Source organism: Streptococcus sp. 27098_8_86, assembly GCF_041432595.1.
In the GTDB taxonomy this organism is placed as follows: Bacteria; Bacillota; Bacilli; order Lactobacillales; family Streptococcaceae; genus Streptococcus; species Streptococcus pneumoniae_F.
Genome location: NZ_JAPVZW010000003.1, coordinates 1 through 15,091, shown reverse-complemented (window position 1 = coordinate 15,091; position 15,091 = coordinate 1). Strand labels below are relative to the sequence as shown.

Sequence of the window (15,091 nt, the reverse complement as noted above, 5' to 3'; positions counted from 1 at the left end):
ATTTATGGCTACCTTAAAAGACATTGCACAGCTAGCCTCTGTCTCTATCGCGACCGTATCTCGTGTCCTCAATCGCGACCAGAGCCTATCTGTCACAGAAGAAACCAGACACCGTATTTTAACTGTTGCTGAAGAGTTGGGCTACACTAAGCACCTCAAGACAGGCGAGTCCCACAAGCCCAAACAAAAGATTGCCATTATCCAATGGGTCAGTGAACAAGGGGAGCTGGACGACCTCTACTACTACCAGATTCGCCTAGGCATAGAAAAAAGAGCCCAAGAACTGGACTATGATATTTTGCGCTATTTTAATGACCATCCTTTTACCCTAAGCGAGGAAGTGATTGGGATTCTCTGCATCGGAAAGTTTAGTCGAGCTCAGATTTCTGCCTTTGAAGAATACCAAAAGCCTCTTGTCTTTCTAGACAGTGATACACTTTCCCTGGGACACACCTGCATTATCACGGACTTTTACACTGCCATGAAACAGGTTGTCGATTATTTCCTCAGCCAAGGATTGAATCGTATCGGAATTTTAACCGGCCTTGAGGAAACAACTGACCAAGAAGAAATCATTGAGGATAAGCGGCTGGAAAATTTCAGAAACTACAGTCAAACAAAAGGAATCTATCATGATGAACTGGTCTTTCAAGGTAGCTTTACCGCCCAGTCTGGCTATGACTTAATGAAGGAGGCCATTCAGAACTTAGGAGACCAACTCCCACCAGCCTTTTTCGCAGCTAGCGATAGTTTAGCTATCGGTGCTCTCCGTGCCCTCCAAGAGGCTGGAATCAGCCTACCAGACCGCGTCAACCTCATTTCCTTTAACGACACCAGCCTGACCAAGCAGGTTTATCCTCCCCTTTCTAGCATCACGGTTTATACTGAAGAAATGGGCCGAGCAGGTATGGATATTCTTAATAAGGAAGTACTCCACGGTCGGAAAATCCCTAGCCTGACTATGCTGGGAACCAGACTGACATTGAGAGAGAGTACTCTGCCATAACTCCACAAATTAAACATGACAAAAAATCCTAATAGAGAGTCTCACATCTCCATTAGGATTTTCTTTTTTAGTCCATCACAATCATAGACTTAATGGTCTTACGTTCATCCATATCTTTATAAGCTCTATCAATATCTTCTAATTTATAGCTTGAAGTAAAGACACGGCCTGGGTTGATATCGCCATCAAGAACGGCTTTTAGTAATACTTGTTTATCATAAGTTGTGACAGAAGCTGGACCACCACCGATTATGGTATTTTGACCAAAGGTTGAGCCAATGGCTCGATTTTCATAGTGCGGTACGCCAACAAAGCCCAAACGACCTCCATTATGGAGAACACCAAGAGCTTGATCAACCGCTGCTTCTGTTCCAACACATTCAAGTGCTGCGTCTGCTCCTCCACCGAGGATTTCACGCACCTTGGTAATTCCTTCTTCATCTCGCTCAGCTACAACCGCTGTCGCACCTGACTCCAGAGCCATCTTTTGACGATCTTCATGACGGCTCATAAGAATAATTTGTGAAGCACCACGCATCTGAGCCGCGATAACAGCACATTGACCAACAGCCCCATCACCTATAACAACAACCTTGTCGCCTTTTTGAACATTTGCAACACGCGCCGCATGATAGCCTGTCGGCATCACATCAGCAAGAGTCAAGAGAGACTTTAGCATACCTTCGCTATAATCAGAAGGTTGTCCTGGAATTTTAACCAGCGCCCAGTTGGCATAGTGGAAACGGATATACTCAGCCTGGACACCACCTGACCAGTTGTTACCAGGATGATTATCACACGAACCATCAAAACCAGCACGGCAAGCATCACACTGACCACAACCATGTGTAAACGGAGCAATGACAAAGTCACCTGGTTTTACTGTAGTGACGTTCTCACCAACTTCTTCGATAATTCCAATCGCCTCATGACCGCTATTTCTATGTCCTTCTTCGATTTCGGGATTCCGGTAACTCCAAAGGTCCGAGCCACAAACACAAGTACGGACAATGCGGATAATAGCATCATCTGCTTCTATAATTTGCGGACGTTCAATGCTGACAAGACCAACCTGGCCTGCCTTTGTATATACTGCTGATTTCATTACTTCTTCCTCTTTCTAAACCCTAATCATAATATACATTTTTTATTGATAGATAGCAATTATTTTATTGCTGTGCCTTCAGGTAATCATCATCTGATAGGACTTCATGCCACTCTGTGTTTATTTTTCCCCCTGGAGTCTCAAATGCTAAATGAGAGAACCAAGAATCTTGACTAGCTCCGTGCCAATGTTTAACATTGACAGGAATCGTAACTGGATCTCCAGGAAGAAGTTTAACAGCTTTTTCCCAAATTCTTGGTAATATCCCACACCCCCAATACAGATGAGCATTTGTCTGCCACCTTTTTCTGCAGTGTGAGTATGCCAATGATTACGACATCCTGGCTCAAAAGTTACATTAAAAATTGGGAAGCCCTCATTTGCAATAGGCGCTAAATAAGGTTGAGCGACGAAATATTTTTATATTCCGTATTTTCGTGACCTATTGGAAACAAAATAGAAGCTTGATAGACCTCTTTACTACTTTCATCAGCTACATCTATTTTCCAAATTTCCTTAGCAAGATTAAAAACTGCCCAAGCTTTAGACCATCCTGAGTAGAAAGCTACATGAGTGATAATCGCTGCAATTTCTTTTTGTGATACACCATTTTTCTTTGCATTTTCAAAGTAATTAACTAAAGATTGATCGGTTATTCCAGAGGACATCAATGCAACAATTATAACAATCGTTCTTGTTTTCAAATCAATATCTTGATTGTTCCAATTTTCCCCCAAAAGGATTTCATTATTAAAATGAGCAAATTCTGGTGCAAAATCCCCAAGAAAATCCCGTCCTGCAGTTTGTTTTATCTTAAACATTTTTTCTCCTTTCCTTAATCTCTAATAATATATAATTTTTCGCTTAACAGTATTATTCAATCTGAAACACAAACTAAACAATAGCTATAAAAATATCATCTTTTAAAATTAGCTGAGTGTGGAGTAAAGGCCGTAAAGCCACTCAAAATGATTAAAAATGATAAATGTGTTTTTCTATTTTTGTCATGTATATTCTTTTACTTATTGACAATACTCATGAAAAATTCGGCTGTTTCTGGATCCTGGTGATCAAAGAAAAGGGATTTCTCTTGGTCCAAGCCTTCGATACTCTTGATCTCTTCTTCCGTCAATTCGAAATCAAACACATTGAAATTCTCTTGCATACATTCCTTGCGGACGGATTTTGGAATGACCACCACATTACTTTGAAGAAGGAAACGAAGGGCAACCTGCGCTACGGACTTGCCATATTTTTCTCCAATTTCCTTCAAGAGAGGCGTGTTAAAGAAATCATTGCGTCCTTCCGCAAAAGGTCCCCAAGACTCGATTTGGCACTGGTATTTTTCCAAATACTTCTTAGCCACTTTTTGTTGCTGGAAGATATGGGTTTCAATCTGGTTGACAGCCGGTTTGATCTCTATGAAATGCTGCAAATCAATAAAACGATCCGGTGAAAAGTTAGAGACCCCTATAGCACGGACCTTGCCAGCTTTATAGGCTTCTTCCATGGCTCTGTAAGTTCCGTAGTAATCTCCAAATGGTTGGTGAATAAGCAAAAGATCAATATAGTCTGTTTGCAATTTTTGCAAAGACTCTTGAATCGAAGCCTTAGCCTTTTCATAGCCTGCATTAGAAATCCAAATCTTGGTAGTGATGAAGAATTCTTCCCGAGGAAGACCTGATTCCTTGATGGCTTGACCGACCCCTTCTTCATTTTGATAGGATTGAGCGGTATCAAAAGAGCGATACCCCACTTCGATAGCATCCCGAACTGCTTGCTTGGTTTCATCGATTGGTGTTTGGAAAACCCCAAATCCTAATTGAGGCATTTTAACATTGTTATTTAAAGTTTTGTAAAGCATTTTGTTATCTCCTTATTTCTCTTGATGGTTCTAGTTTACATCTGATCAAGAATTTTGTACACTATCAATAAAGGAATCTACTTTTCATAAAACGAAAACTAAAAGGAGCCTGCTATGTTAAACCTCGAAGAACTCGAACAACTCGTCGCTTTTAAGGAGTTAGGAACCCTCTCCAAAGTTGCTGAACAATTCCTGATTTCCACTCCTTCCCTCTCTCGCTCCATGCAACATCTAGAGGAAGACTTTGGTGTCACCCTCTTTGAACGCAGTGTCAATCGGATTTCACTGAATGAAACAGGGGAGCGGGCTGTCCAAGTGGCTCGACGTATTTTAGAAACTAGCCAACAAGGCATTCAAGAAGTAAGAGATTTCGACCAGAGCCTCAAGACCATTACAGTAACCTCTGTTGCTCCAGCTCCCCTCTGGAGTCTCCTTCCAACATTAACCAGTCTTTATCCTGACAAACAAATCAAACATAAGATTTGTTCAACAAACCAGGTGCTTGAAGCTATTGATGAAAATACCACGGATATAGCTGTCTTGCCCTTTTCTTTTGAGGGACACTCGATTGACTCTCTACCTTATCTCAAAGAAAGTCTGGACATCGTTGTCCCTTTAGACCACGTCTTGGCTAAAGAAACTTCTATCAGCTTTTCAGATATTGATGGCTACAACTTTCTTTTGATGAATCAGATTGGTTTTTGGAATGACCTAGTCCAAGAGAAAATGCCTGCTTCTAAATTCCTCGTTCAATCCAGCCGTTTCGAATTTGAAGAATTAGCTAACAACTCCACCCTGCCTCGCTTTGCGACCAATCTTAGTAAAGATAGAGAAACACTTCAAACAGAACGAGTCATCATTCCTCTGTCTGATCCAGAGGCACATATGACCTACTATTTAGTCTCCCTCAACCCAGATATTCATTTAGCGGAATTCATTAAATAAGACAAAACTCCTGGGAAATCTAATTCTCTAGGAGTCATTTTGTATTTAATGATGATGAGCATTCTCATGATTTCTATTCGCTTCTAGCTCTGCCATATTGCGTTTATGGGCTCGGTGAGTCGCCAGATCTTCATCGACCTCAATGGTGACATTTTGAAAGCCACAATCTTTGAGTATGGTTCGAATGGATTCTTTACAAACTTCCATATGTTTGACATGCTCGAGACAAACATGGATAATGGCATTTTTCTCCAAGCCATCCATTGTCCAGAGATTGAGCTGATTAACGCTAGAGACATGGTCCAATTGCTCCAAATCACTCTTGATCTTCTGGATATCTACTCCTTCTGGCACAGCATCGAGGAAAATTTTAATCGTAGACCAAAAACGTGGAATAGCTTTTGAAAGAATAAACAAAGAAATAGCGAGTGACAAGAGCGGGTCTAGGATATACCAGTCTGTAAATCTGAGAATAATGGCCATCAGAATAACGGCTAACCAACCCAAAGTATCTTCCAAAAAATGGAGACTGAGAATGGATTCGTTCTTGGTTTTCCCCTTTTCAACAATCAGACTCGCAATCACATTGATAACAATTGCAATAACACCAATCCAAAGCATCCCTTGGCTATTCACTACTTGCGGATGGAAAAGCTTACTGATATTTTCCAGAAACACCATCATGGAACCAGTCATCAAGATGACAGCAGTAACGAGCGCACCTAAAAGGCTAAAGCGTTTATAACCAAGAGTATAGCGACTGTCTTCTTCGCGATTGGAAATACTTTCAAGAAGTGCTGATAAACCAATAGCCAAAGCATCTCCTGTATCATGAACCGCATCCGCTAAAACCGCACTCGAATGGAAAATTCCCCCTGAGATAAACTCAATCATAGCAAAGACACTATTTAGCAGAAATACCAACCAAACTGCACCTTTTGAAGTCATTTTTACTCTCCTTTGGTATAATAGTCTTATGAACACCTTGTTCATTCTTATTATCCCCCACCACTCAAAGAAAGGATAGAAGCAGTTCGTTCAGTTCGTACGATTCTGAACATTTTGTTTCAAATGTACATCAAGTGAAAAAAGATCGCCGTATCAATAAGACAAAAAAAGCTATCTATCAAGCATTCTTACAGCTACTAAATTCCAAAAGATACGAAACCATTACCGTTCAAGAAATTATCGACTTGGCTGACGTTGGTCGTTCAACCTTTTACAGTCATTATGAAAGTAAGGAGTTACTTCTAGATGAACTCTGTCGATACCTTTTCCACCACCTCTTTGAACGTGAAAAGCATCTCTCAACAGAGGATTATTTGGCGCATATCTTTTTGCATTTTAAGAAAAATCAAGACCATGTTACCAGTCTTCTCCTATCAAAAAATGACTACTTTCTCCGCCAACTGCAAAAAGAGCTCAAACATCATGTCTACCCGATGGTCGTCCAAGACTTGCAAACAGTTCATCCCAAGATTCCGTCATCCTATCTTCAACACTTTGTCGTCAGCCATTTCATTGAAACCCTCAGCTGGTGGTTGAAAAAAGGCAAGTCCTACTCCGAACAAGAAGTGATCCAGTTTTATTTGGAAATCCTACATGTCTATAATTAAACAGAAAAACGAGTCCAAAAGGACTCGTTTTGACTTTTTATGGATTAAATTGTTTAGGAATGACAATAAATAGAAGGGTCACTAGGACTGAAATCCCAACTCCTGCCGGAAAAATCGTCAGGGACAAGATTAATCCAAGAATCTTAATGCCAATGTCCCAAGTCAACCATTTTTGGCGATCTGCATTCAACCCATACATTTCTGCGCCATCATTTACCTCCTCAAGCGTACGATAATACCATAAGACTGAAAAAGTAATCAGTAGGACGATGACTCCGTAAAAGGCCTGCATAGTCCCATTCGTAAAATGAGTCGCTATGAGCTGTGTCGCATAGGGAAAGAGGGAAGAGAAAAAAAGCATAACAATGGTAGCCCAAACCGTTTTTTGACTGATTTTTTGAATAAGGTGGGAGGCAGCGTGAATATTGGACCACATAGCTCCTAGCCAAAAGAAAGAGATGGCGTAGGCGAGAAAATTTGTTCGAAGCTCCCATAATCCTTGTACATCAAATGTCTTCGGTTTTTCCAACTCAAGCACCAAGATAGTCATAACGATGGCTAAAACTGCATCTATAAAAGCCCCCAAACGTTCTTTTTCCATGATTTGCGGTTGTTTATTCATTTTCCAATCCTTTCAACTCTCACTATACTTCGTTAATAAGTGATCGTTTATTTCTATGCTACAGTATAGCATGTTTTGATAAAAAATTAAACTCGGAAGAGCAAAATAGATTTGATATCCTTCAAGTATATCACTTCATTTAACAATTAGGAAAGCGACTTCTCCTTATCGGAAGTAGCCTTGCGACCTTATCTCTCATCCTCTACTTCCTTTTGCCGCTTGTTGTACTATCTCTTTGGCTGGTTGGCTGTGGGGTGATTTGCTACGGAGCCTATGGGAATGACAAACAGAAAAAAAACAACATATATCGCACCACATCGTTCGTATAACGAGCGCTATTATCATTACGGTATTATTCATTTTGCTCTAACACAAAAAAGGATCATCCGATCCTTTTTTACTTTTTAAGCACTCTTTGCTGCCTTGCTCCATTGATACCAACCAACTAGACTGTTAATGAGATAAATTAGATATTTCCCTTGAATTTGCAGGCTTTCTCCCCACCAGAGATAGATTGAAAAGACATTGGTAGCTGCCCAGAATATCCACTGTTCACGGTAAACAGCTGTCATGAGGATTTGCCCTACCCCATTGGTCGCATCTGTGATTGAATCACGATAAGGACGATTGGCACCGATAGACTGATAGACTGATAAATGAATCCAAAGGTCAACCACCAAAGAACACTAATGGAAAGATACTTTGTCCAGCCCTTGCCGTCCAATTTACGTGCAACAAACTCCTGCTTTTCTTTCTTGAACTGTGCTTGGTAGATCCAAACTAGAAGTCCAATCGGTTGCATGACTGTGAAGTAAATTGTCGTCAGTACCTCACCATAAAAGCCTTTCTGTAGGGCCAAAATAAGGTAAATAGCAGAGTTAATCAAGCCAAAAAGATAATTACTTGCTCGACCTTCCGATACAAAGATAACACAGATAATCCCTGTCAGACTACAAATCATCCCAATCCAGTCAACAATACGGTGTTCGTAAATCAACTCTAGCCAGAGAGGAAAACTTCCTAAAACCAGCAAATACAACCACTGGGCAAAACTACGATGGGCAAAGAGGTCATCCCAGATAGCCTTCATAGTTCCTGAAAATCCTAAATCAGCCATAGCCGCAACCATACGGCGGTAACCACCTGACATTTCACCTAGAGTTGTTTTGATATTTTCAATTTTCTTTTGCAAATAAGTATGCATCATTTCTCCTTTTGTTTTTAAAGAGCCGTGTCTGGATAGACTTTCGGACGCAACGCTCTATTAGATAATGAACTGTCTATACACAAGATTTCCAGCCTTAGTCGACATGAGCTGAAAATCCTTATATTTTAAATGCTTCACAACACATTATACACCTATTTTGTGAATATCCAAGTGTCTTTACAGTAAAGTTTACAAAATCCTGAAAATTTTCTCTTTCTTTCCCTTTTAAGTGACATTCAGTAATTCTCACATCAAAAAAGCCCAGACGACATTGTCTGAGCGTTCTTTTATCTAGTCGTTTAACCAAGTTGAGTTCAGTTTGCTTAAAGTCTCTGCCACATCATTTCTTCAACAAACCTTGTTCTTGGAGAAACTCCTTGGCTACTTGTTCTGCTGACTTGCCTTCAACACCGACTTGGTAGTTGAGCTGGCTCATCTGGCTTTCTGTAATCTTACCAGCCAATTTATTAAGAACAGTTTCCAACTCTGGATGTTTCTTGAGAAGAGCTTCTTTCATTAGTGGAGCCCCTTGATAAGGTGGGAAGAGTTGCTTGTCATCTTCCAAGATCTGTAAATCATAACGCGCCAATTCCGCATCAGTCGAATAGGCATCCGTGATTTGAATATCACCTGACTGAATTGCCTGATAGCGAAGGGCTGGCTCCATGGTTGCTACATTGAGATTGAGACCATACATTGATTGCAAGCCCTTATTACCATCTTCACGGTCATTAAACTCAAGGGTAAATCCAGCCTTCAACTGCCCTTCCACTTTTTTCAAGTCCGAAATGGTCTTCAAGCCGTATTCCTGAGCAATCTTTTTCGGAACAGCTACAGCGTAGGTATTTTGATAAGACATGGGTTTGAGATAGGCTAGATGATCCTGTTTGGCAATGCCATCACGCGCCACCTGATAAACCTGCTCTGGCTCATGACTCACCTTAGGTGATGGTTGAAGCAAACTTTCAGTCACCGTACCAGTAAATTCAGGATAGATATCAATATCACCTTTTTTCAAAGCTTCATAAAGGAAACTTGTTTTCCCAAAATTCGGTTTAACAGTCGCAGTCATACTGGTATTTTCTTCAATCAGCAACTTATACATATTGGCCAAAATTTCTGGTTCTGGACCCAATTTCCCAGCAATAACCAGGTTCTCTTTCTCTTTTTGAGCCAAAAGGACTGGACTATAAGACAGACCCAGCAATAAGGTTACCAAGGCAAAACCAGAGAAAATCGTCCGCAATTTTGCTTTTTCCATTACTTTTAGTAGGAAGTTAAAAGCAATAGCCAGCACTGCTGAAGAAAGTGCCCCAATCAAAATCAGACTGGCATTATTGCGGTCAATTCCCAAAAGGATAAAGGAACCCAGTCCTCCTGCCCCAATCAAGGCTGCTAAGGTTGCCGTACCGATAATCAAGACAGCTGCTGTTCGAATCCCAGACATCATAACCGGCATGGCAAGTGGAATTTCAAACTTCTTGAGACGCTCCCACCTAGTCATCCCAAAGGCAATCCCAGCCTCTTGCAGGCTCGGATCAATTCCTTTTAGCCCAGTGATAGTATTTTGCAAAATCGGAAAAATCGCATAAATCACTAGAGCTGTCAATGCAGGCAAAGTCCCAATTCCCATCAAAGGAATAAAGAGCCCCAACAAGGCCAGAGACGGGATGGTCTGGAAAATCCCTGCAATCTGCAAAACCCAATCCGCCAACTTCTCATGATAGCGAAGATAAACAGCCAAAGGAATCGCGATAAAAATAGCTAGTAACAGGGTCAAAAGTGACAACTGCAAATGTTGAGATAGAGCTGTCAACCAATCACTAAAACGATCCTGAAAAGTTGCAATTAAATTAGTCATGAACACTACCTCCAAACAAGTCTGCTACAAAGTCTGTTGCAGGCGCTTTTAAAATCGTCTCAGGAGTCGCCACCTGACGAATCTCTCCATCCTGCAAAACAGCAATACGGTCCGCCAATTTCAAAGCTTCATCCGTATCATGGGTCACAAAAATCGTTGTCATCCCAAACTCTTTATGCAATTCTTTAGTCAGAACCTGCAACTGTTTTCGCGAAATAGCATCAAGAGCCGAAAAAGGCTCATCCATGAGGAGAATCTTAGGCTGACCAATCATAGCACGAACAATTCCAACCCGTTGCTGTTCTCCACCAGATAATTCACTCGGAAGTCGATGCCCATACTCAGCTACTGGCAAGCCAACCTTGGACAAAAGCTCTTCTGTTTTCTGAGCAATTTTTTCCTTAGTCCATCCCTTCATCTCAGGAATCAGGGCAATATTTTCCGCGACCGTTAGATTGGGAAAGAGAGCAATGGCCTGTAAAACATAGCCAGTAGAAAGACGAAGTTCACGCTCATCATAATCTTTGATACGCTTGCCATCCATATAAATATTTCCATCAGTCGGTTCCAAGAGACGGTTAATCATCTTAATCATGGTCGTCTTACCTGAGCCAGAAGGTCCAACTAAAACCATAAATTCCCCATTCTCAATCCGTAAATTGACATCTCTCAAGACATCTTTTTCTGTGTAACGTAAAGCTACATTTTTGTATTCAATCATTCTGTATCCTCAATTTAAAACTTCCCTCGATTGGTCAAGTCTTCTACCTTAGGCATGACTTCCTTATTGTCCCAATGCTCCACAATTTTCCCGTTTTCTAGACGGAAGATATCATACTGGGCATAGGCAACTCCACCAATCTGAGTCTGACCATAGCTAACCACATAGTTTCCTTGTCCTAAGAGTTTAAAAACAAAGTCAAAAGTGGTCTTTACTTATAAACAGCTAATTTGCTCCATTTTAAACCTCATTTTCCTCCTCTTTCAGATTAGCCAAAATTCTTTCTTGAAAGGCTTCAAACTGACGAATTTCTTCCTCTGAAAATCCTTTGTAAAAAATCGTATCCAATTTCTGACTGACACGATGCCCCACTTCTTTCTGAGACTGCCCCAACTCTGTTAAAACCAAATACTTCTTACGCTTATCTTCTCCACATGGACTAATAGTTACAAGATTTTGTTCCTCTAGCTTTTTTATCATAGTCGTCAGCGTATTATTAGCAAGTCCAGTCGCCAAAGCAATATCTGTCGCAGTTGCACAGCCAGTTTCACTATTCCATAAAACCGCTAAAATCTTTCCCTGCTCACTCCGATAAAGAGCTTCAGGGTCTTGGCTCAGTAACCTTTGAAAAATCCGCCCATTCAACAAACGAATATGAAGGGCTACCAAATGACTATCTTTCATGACACCTCCAATTTATTTCTATATCGAAATGAATAAAGCAATTGTAACACTCGTCGTTCCATCTGTCAACTATTTCGATTTAGAAATAATTTTTCCCAGTAAAAAAATCTCCTACTCAAGGTAGAAGATTTCAATCTTATAAACTTAATCTGTCATGTCCGATACCAAAGTTCGACGTTCCAATGGAATGCTGCACATAACTAGCAAGAAAATGAAACCTGACTGAATCCAGAAGAGGGCCAAGTCAAAGATTCCGTGTACAGCAACCACTGTAAGGAAAGATAGATAAAGACCAATAATCGGACGTTTCCCCGACTCCTGACTCATATCCATCATCAAGCGAACAGGAGCCACAGAAGACAAAACTAGTAAAATGGTCCCCACAATTCCGTAACTCAGAATCGTATCGATATAAAGACTGTGGGCATGTTCATGATATGGAGCATGTATCCGAGGATAAGAGTGCATATAGGTCAATGGCCCCTCACCCCAAAAAGGATTTTGCTTAAATAAGGCCATCCCAGCATCCCAGATAGAAATTCGTTCTTCCATAGAAGAGTCTAAAGTCCCCATCCGAACTCCCAAATCACTAGAAAAGAGGAAGCTCAAGCCGATCGCAAAGACCCCAATACTAAGCCAAAAGGCCTTCCAGTTTTTAATAGTCGTAAAGAGATAGATAATGGCTCCAGCGATAATAGCAGGAAAGGCAGTTCGATTTTGCGTAAAGTTCAAACCGAAGAGATTAACAAAGCCTGCAATCACACAGAATACTTTCAACCAATTCAACTTGGTCGTTGTAAACAGATAGAAGGAAATCATGATACAGAAACAACAAATAATTCCATAATAATTAGGGTTAAAGAAGGTCACTTCTGCACGATTCTGATGCCATACCTGCATATTGGGTGAAAGAAAAGCATAGTTAAATTTCTTCACAATTTGGAAATGTTCTAAACTCGCAAAAGCAGCTGACAAGACGCTACCAAACAAGACGAGCTGCAAAATCAATCGAAAGAATTTATGTGATAAAATCGACTGATAGTGTAAAAAGAAAACAGTAAATAGAAAAATTCCTACTGAAGCCACAAGACCCATCCAATTTTGTGCAAAAACGGATATAACAGTACTATAGCCAAGAAAAAGAAGCAGCATCGGATGCTCCCCCATTTTCTGAAGAATACTTTTCATATCTCCTGTAAAAATCAAACTGATAATATATAAACAGAATACAACTACAAAAAGATAAAAGGGTAAAAAGATACTCAGGATAATTCCCAATAAAATCAGTTCTTTACTAGACAACCCTTTCAGCTTTTCAATAAAGCCTATTGATTTCAAAATGAATCCTTTCTCTCCAAATCAATTGATTCAGATAATAGTAAGCTACCCTTTATTGTACCACTTTTTTAGCAATTTGAAAACAAAGGAATCGCTTCCATAGGTAAAAAAGCGAGCAAAAATACTGAGATTTCACAACTCAAGCTTAATAACTAGATTCACTCTAAAAAATCGTGCCGAAAATAGTAGGCATATGTTAAAATAGTAGTAATAAAATATAGATTAGAAGCAACTATCCAAACTAAAATCAAATCATATACTATTCTTAAAGAAAGGAAACACTATGAAATCCTACCAAGCCGTCTACCAAATTCTAGCTAAAGAAACCGACTATATCAGCGGAGAAAAAATCGCAGAAGAACTATCCCTAAGCCGAACATCAATTTGGAAAGCCATCAAGCGTCTAGAACAAGAAAGCATTGAAATTGATAGTATCAAAAACAAAGGCTACAAACTGGTGAATGGAGACCTTATTCTTCCAGAACTTCTAGAACAAAATCTTCCAATTAAAATCAGTTTTAAACCCGAAACAAGATCAACACAACTCGATGCAAAAGAAGCAATTGATTTAGGAAATGAAGCAAACACCCTCTATCTAGCTTCATATCAAACAGCTGGCCGAGGACGTTTTCAACGTTCTTTCTACTCCCCACAAGGTGGCATTTATATGACACTCCATCTTAAACCCAATCTCCCCTATGACCAATTACCATCCTACACACTACTTGTAGCAGGAGCTATCTACAAAGCCATTAAGAACCTAACATTAATAGATGTCGACATAAAATGGGTCAATGATATCTACCTCAAAAATCATAAAATTGGAGGAATCCTTACTGAAGCAATGACGTCTGTAGAAACTGGCTTAGTCACAGATATCATTATTGGAGTAGGAATCAACTTCGCTATTAATGATTTCCCACAAGAATTAAAAGAAAAAGCTGCTAGCTTATTTAAAACTACAGCTCCAATAACAAGGAATGAATTAATCATAGAAATCTGGCGTGCATTCTTCGAAACACCAGCAGATGAGTTATTATACCTCTATAAAAAACAGTCATTTGTTCTTGGAAAAGAAGTTACTTTCACACTGGATCAAAAAGACTACAAAGGACTTGCTAAAGACATCTCAGAAAATGGAAAACTTTTAGTTCAATGTGATAACGGAAAAGAAATCTGGCTCAATAGCGGAGAAATTTCACTCAAGAGTTGGAAGTAATAATAAACTAGCACAACCATAAAATCGACAATATATAAAGATTTTAGCTTTTCTGCAGCCCACTACAGTTGACAAAGAGCCAAAAAAAACTTCAGATAAGTAATCCAATTAAGTTTTACAAATCTGAAGTTTTTATTCTACTATTCTTAAAAATACAAAAAAAGAGTTATAAACTCTCAATAAAACGGAGAATAAGGGATTCGAACCCTTGCGCCAGTTACCCGACCTAACGATTTAGCAAACCGTCCTCTTCAGCCTCTTGAGTAATTCTCCTATTAATGGGCACGAGTGGACTCGAACCACCGACCTCACGCTTATCAGGCGTGCGCTCTAACCACCTGAGCTACGCGCCCAAGTTAAAAACTTGGTAATTTGAACAAAGTTCAAAGCGGGTGACGAGAATCGAACTCGCGACAACAGCTTGGAAGGCTGTAGTTTTACCACTAAACTACACCCGCATAAATACTATAAATAAAAATGGCGCGAGACGGAATCGAACCGCCGACACATGGAGCTTCAATCCATTGCTCTACCAACTGAGCTACCGAGCCTTATTGCGGGAGCAGGATTTGAACCTACGACCTTCGGGTTATGAGCCCGACGAGCTACCGAGCTGCTCCATCCCGCGTTAATACAAAGGAGGATGTGGGATTCGAACCCACGCACGCTTTTACACGCCTGACGGTTTTCAAGACCGTTCCCTTCAGCCGGACTTGGGTAATCCTCCATATTATTTAAATGGACCTTGTAGGACTTGAACCTACGACCACTCGGTTATGAGCCGAGAGCTCTAACCAGCTGAGCTAAAGGTCCAACAAGATCATTATAGCGGCGAAGGGGATCGAACCCCCGACCTCCCGGGTATGAACCGGACGCTCTAGCCAGCTGAGCTACACCGCCATA

General features: G+C 40.4%; 12 protein-coding genes, 8 tRNA genes and 3 pseudogenes. 4 read left to right on the top strand and 19 right to left on the bottom strand.

Features of this window, described 5'->3' with window-relative positions:
- Positions 1-4 precede the first annotated feature (4 nt).
- Positions 5-1,006, top strand: a complete 1,002-nt coding sequence (galR, locus tag O3616_RS03720; protein ID WP_371638135.1) for a DNA-binding transcriptional regulator GalR — start codon at positions 5-7, stop codon at positions 1,004-1,006.
- A gap of 67 nt (positions 1,007-1,073) precedes the next feature.
- On the opposite strand, the gene O3616_RS03715 is transcribed toward galR, so the two are convergent.
- The 3 genes and pseudogenes from O3616_RS03715 to O3616_RS03705 form a co-directional block, all read right to left on the bottom strand.
- On the bottom strand, positions 1,074-2,111 hold the full coding sequence (locus O3616_RS03715) for an alcohol dehydrogenase catalytic domain-containing protein (protein WP_371638134.1): 1,038 nt from the start codon (positions 2,109-2,111) through the stop codon (positions 1,074-1,076).
- 64 nt (positions 2,112-2,175) lie between these two features.
- A pseudogene (locus tag O3616_RS03710) lies at positions 2,176-2,932 on the bottom strand (carboxymuconolactone decarboxylase family protein).
- 197 nt (positions 2,933-3,129) lie between these two features.
- Complete coding sequence (locus O3616_RS03705; protein WP_371638133.1) at positions 3,130-3,975, bottom strand: aldo/keto reductase; 846 nt, start codon at positions 3,973-3,975, stop codon at positions 3,130-3,132.
- Between the two features lie 114 nt (positions 3,976-4,089).
- On the opposite strand from O3616_RS03705, the gene O3616_RS03700 reads away from it, so the two are divergent.
- Positions 4,090-4,920, top strand: a complete 831-nt coding sequence (locus O3616_RS03700) for a LysR family transcriptional regulator (protein WP_371638132.1) — start codon at positions 4,090-4,092, stop codon at positions 4,918-4,920.
- Between the two features lie 45 nt (positions 4,921-4,965).
- Here the strand turns inward: O3616_RS03700 and O3616_RS03695 are convergent, their stop codons facing one another.
- Entirely contained in the window at positions 4,966-5,868 is a 903-nt protein-coding gene (locus tag O3616_RS03695; protein ID WP_371638130.1) for a cation diffusion facilitator family transporter, read from the bottom strand.
- A 134-nt stretch (positions 5,869-6,002) separates the two neighbouring features.
- Here O3616_RS03695 and O3616_RS03690 point away from each other — a divergent pair, with 134 nt between their 5' ends.
- Positions 6,003-6,536 (top strand): TetR/AcrR family transcriptional regulator, encoded by a 534-nt coding sequence (locus O3616_RS03690; RefSeq protein WP_371638129.1) that lies wholly within the window; start codon positions 6,003-6,005, stop codon positions 6,534-6,536.
- Positions 6,537-6,573: 37 nt separating this feature from the next.
- Here the strand turns inward: O3616_RS03690 and O3616_RS03685 are convergent, their stop codons facing one another.
- The 7 genes and pseudogenes from O3616_RS03685 to O3616_RS03655 all read right to left on the bottom strand — a co-directional run bounded on the left by O3616_RS03685 (position 6,574) and on the right by O3616_RS03655 (position 12,969).
- Entirely contained in the window at positions 6,574-7,158 is a 585-nt protein-coding gene (locus O3616_RS03685; RefSeq protein ID WP_371638128.1) for a TMEM175 family protein, read from the bottom strand.
- 404 nt (positions 7,159-7,562) lie between these two features.
- Positions 7,563-8,362 (bottom strand): annotated as a pseudogene (gene pnuC, locus O3616_RS03680) (nicotinamide riboside transporter PnuC).
- A 343-nt stretch (positions 8,363-8,705) separates the two neighbouring features.
- On the bottom strand, positions 8,706-10,226 hold the full coding sequence (locus O3616_RS03675) for an ABC transporter permease/substrate-binding protein (RefSeq protein WP_371638127.1): 1,521 nt from the start codon (positions 10,224-10,226) through the stop codon (positions 8,706-8,708).
- A complete protein-coding gene (locus O3616_RS03670; protein WP_371638126.1) occupies positions 10,219-10,947 on the bottom strand; it encodes an ATP-binding cassette domain-containing protein in 729 nt (242 codons plus the stop codon). The genes O3616_RS03675 and O3616_RS03670 overlap by 8 nt, the downstream gene beginning before the upstream one ends.
- 14 nt (positions 10,948-10,961) lie before the next feature.
- Positions 10,962-11,153: pseudogene (locus tag O3616_RS03665) on the bottom strand (polyketide cyclase); the annotation flags it as partial.
- 34 nt (positions 11,154-11,187) lie between these two features.
- On the bottom strand, positions 11,188-11,631 hold the full coding sequence (locus tag O3616_RS03660) for a MarR family winged helix-turn-helix transcriptional regulator (protein WP_371638124.1): 444 nt from the start codon (positions 11,629-11,631) through the stop codon (positions 11,188-11,190).
- Between the two features lie 144 nt (positions 11,632-11,775).
- Positions 11,776-12,969: an O-antigen ligase family protein gene (locus O3616_RS03655; protein WP_371638123.1), complete on the bottom strand. Its 1,194-nt coding sequence runs from the start codon at positions 12,967-12,969 to the stop codon at positions 11,776-11,778.
- 283 nt (positions 12,970-13,252) lie between these two features.
- On the opposite strand from O3616_RS03655, the gene birA reads away from it, so the two are divergent.
- Entirely contained in the window at positions 13,253-14,188 is a 936-nt protein-coding gene (gene birA, locus O3616_RS03650; protein ID WP_371638121.1) for a bifunctional biotin--[acetyl-CoA-carboxylase] ligase/biotin operon repressor BirA, read from the top strand.
- A 185-nt stretch (positions 14,189-14,373) separates the two neighbouring features.
- On the opposite strand, the gene O3616_RS03645 is transcribed toward birA, so the two are convergent.
- The 8 genes from O3616_RS03645 to O3616_RS03610 all read right to left on the bottom strand — a co-directional run bounded on the left by O3616_RS03645 (position 14,374) and on the right by O3616_RS03610 (position 15,088).
- Positions 14,374-14,461, bottom strand: a tRNA-Ser gene (locus O3616_RS03645).
- A 6-nt stretch (positions 14,462-14,467) separates the two neighbouring features.
- Positions 14,468-14,541, bottom strand: a tRNA-Ile gene (locus O3616_RS03640).
- A 34-nt stretch (positions 14,542-14,575) separates the two neighbouring features.
- Positions 14,576-14,646: transfer RNA gene (locus tag O3616_RS03635), tRNA-Gly, on the bottom strand.
- Positions 14,647-14,666: 20 nt separating this feature from the next.
- Positions 14,667-14,739: transfer RNA gene (locus O3616_RS03630), tRNA-Phe, on the bottom strand.
- Positions 14,740-14,742: 3 nt separating this feature from the next.
- A tRNA-Met gene (locus tag O3616_RS03625) sits at positions 14,743-14,816 on the bottom strand.
- A 9-nt stretch (positions 14,817-14,825) separates the two neighbouring features.
- Positions 14,826-14,915 (bottom strand) — tRNA-Ser (locus O3616_RS03620).
- Between the two features lie 12 nt (positions 14,916-14,927).
- Positions 14,928-15,001, bottom strand: a tRNA-Ile gene (locus O3616_RS03615).
- A 13-nt stretch (positions 15,002-15,014) separates the two neighbouring features.
- A tRNA-Met gene (locus O3616_RS03610) sits at positions 15,015-15,088 on the bottom strand.
- Between the last annotated feature and the right edge of the window lie 3 nt (positions 15,089-15,091).

Excerpts from the sequence above, each read along its gene's own strand:
- O3616_RS03715 (WP_371638134.1), bottom strand. The coding sequence starts at position 2,111 with ATGAAATCAGCAGTATATACAAAGGCAGGCCAGGTTGGTCTTGTCAGC.
- O3616_RS03700 (WP_371638132.1), top strand. The coding sequence starts at position 4,090 with ATGTTAAACCTCGAAGAACTCGAACAACTCGTCGCTTTTAAGGAGTTA.
- birA (WP_371638121.1), top strand. The coding sequence starts at position 13,253 with ATGAAATCCTACCAAGCCGTCTACCAAATTCTAGCTAAAGAAACCGAC.
- O3616_RS03705 (WP_371638133.1), bottom strand. The coding sequence starts at position 3,975 with ATGCTTTACAAAACTTTAAATAACAATGTTAAAATGCCTCAATTAGGA.
- O3616_RS03685 (WP_371638128.1), bottom strand. The coding sequence starts at position 7,158 with ATGAATAAACAACCGCAAATCATGGAAAAAGAACGTTTGGGGGCTTTT.
- O3616_RS03675 (WP_371638127.1), bottom strand. The coding sequence starts at position 10,226 with ATGACTAATTTAATTGCAACTTTTCAGGATCGTTTTAGTGATTGGTTG.
- galR (WP_371638135.1), top strand. The coding sequence starts at position 5 with ATGGCTACCTTAAAAGACATTGCACAGCTAGCCTCTGTCTCTATCGCG.
- O3616_RS03670 (WP_371638126.1), bottom strand. The coding sequence starts at position 10,947 with ATGATTGAATACAAAAATGTAGCTTTACGTTACACAGAAAAAGATGTC.
- O3616_RS03695 (WP_371638130.1), bottom strand. The coding sequence starts at position 5,868 with ATGACTTCAAAAGGTGCAGTTTGGTTGGTATTTCTGCTAAATAGTGTC.
- O3616_RS03660 (WP_371638124.1), bottom strand. The coding sequence starts at position 11,631 with ATGAAAGATAGTCATTTGGTAGCCCTTCATATTCGTTTGTTGAATGGG.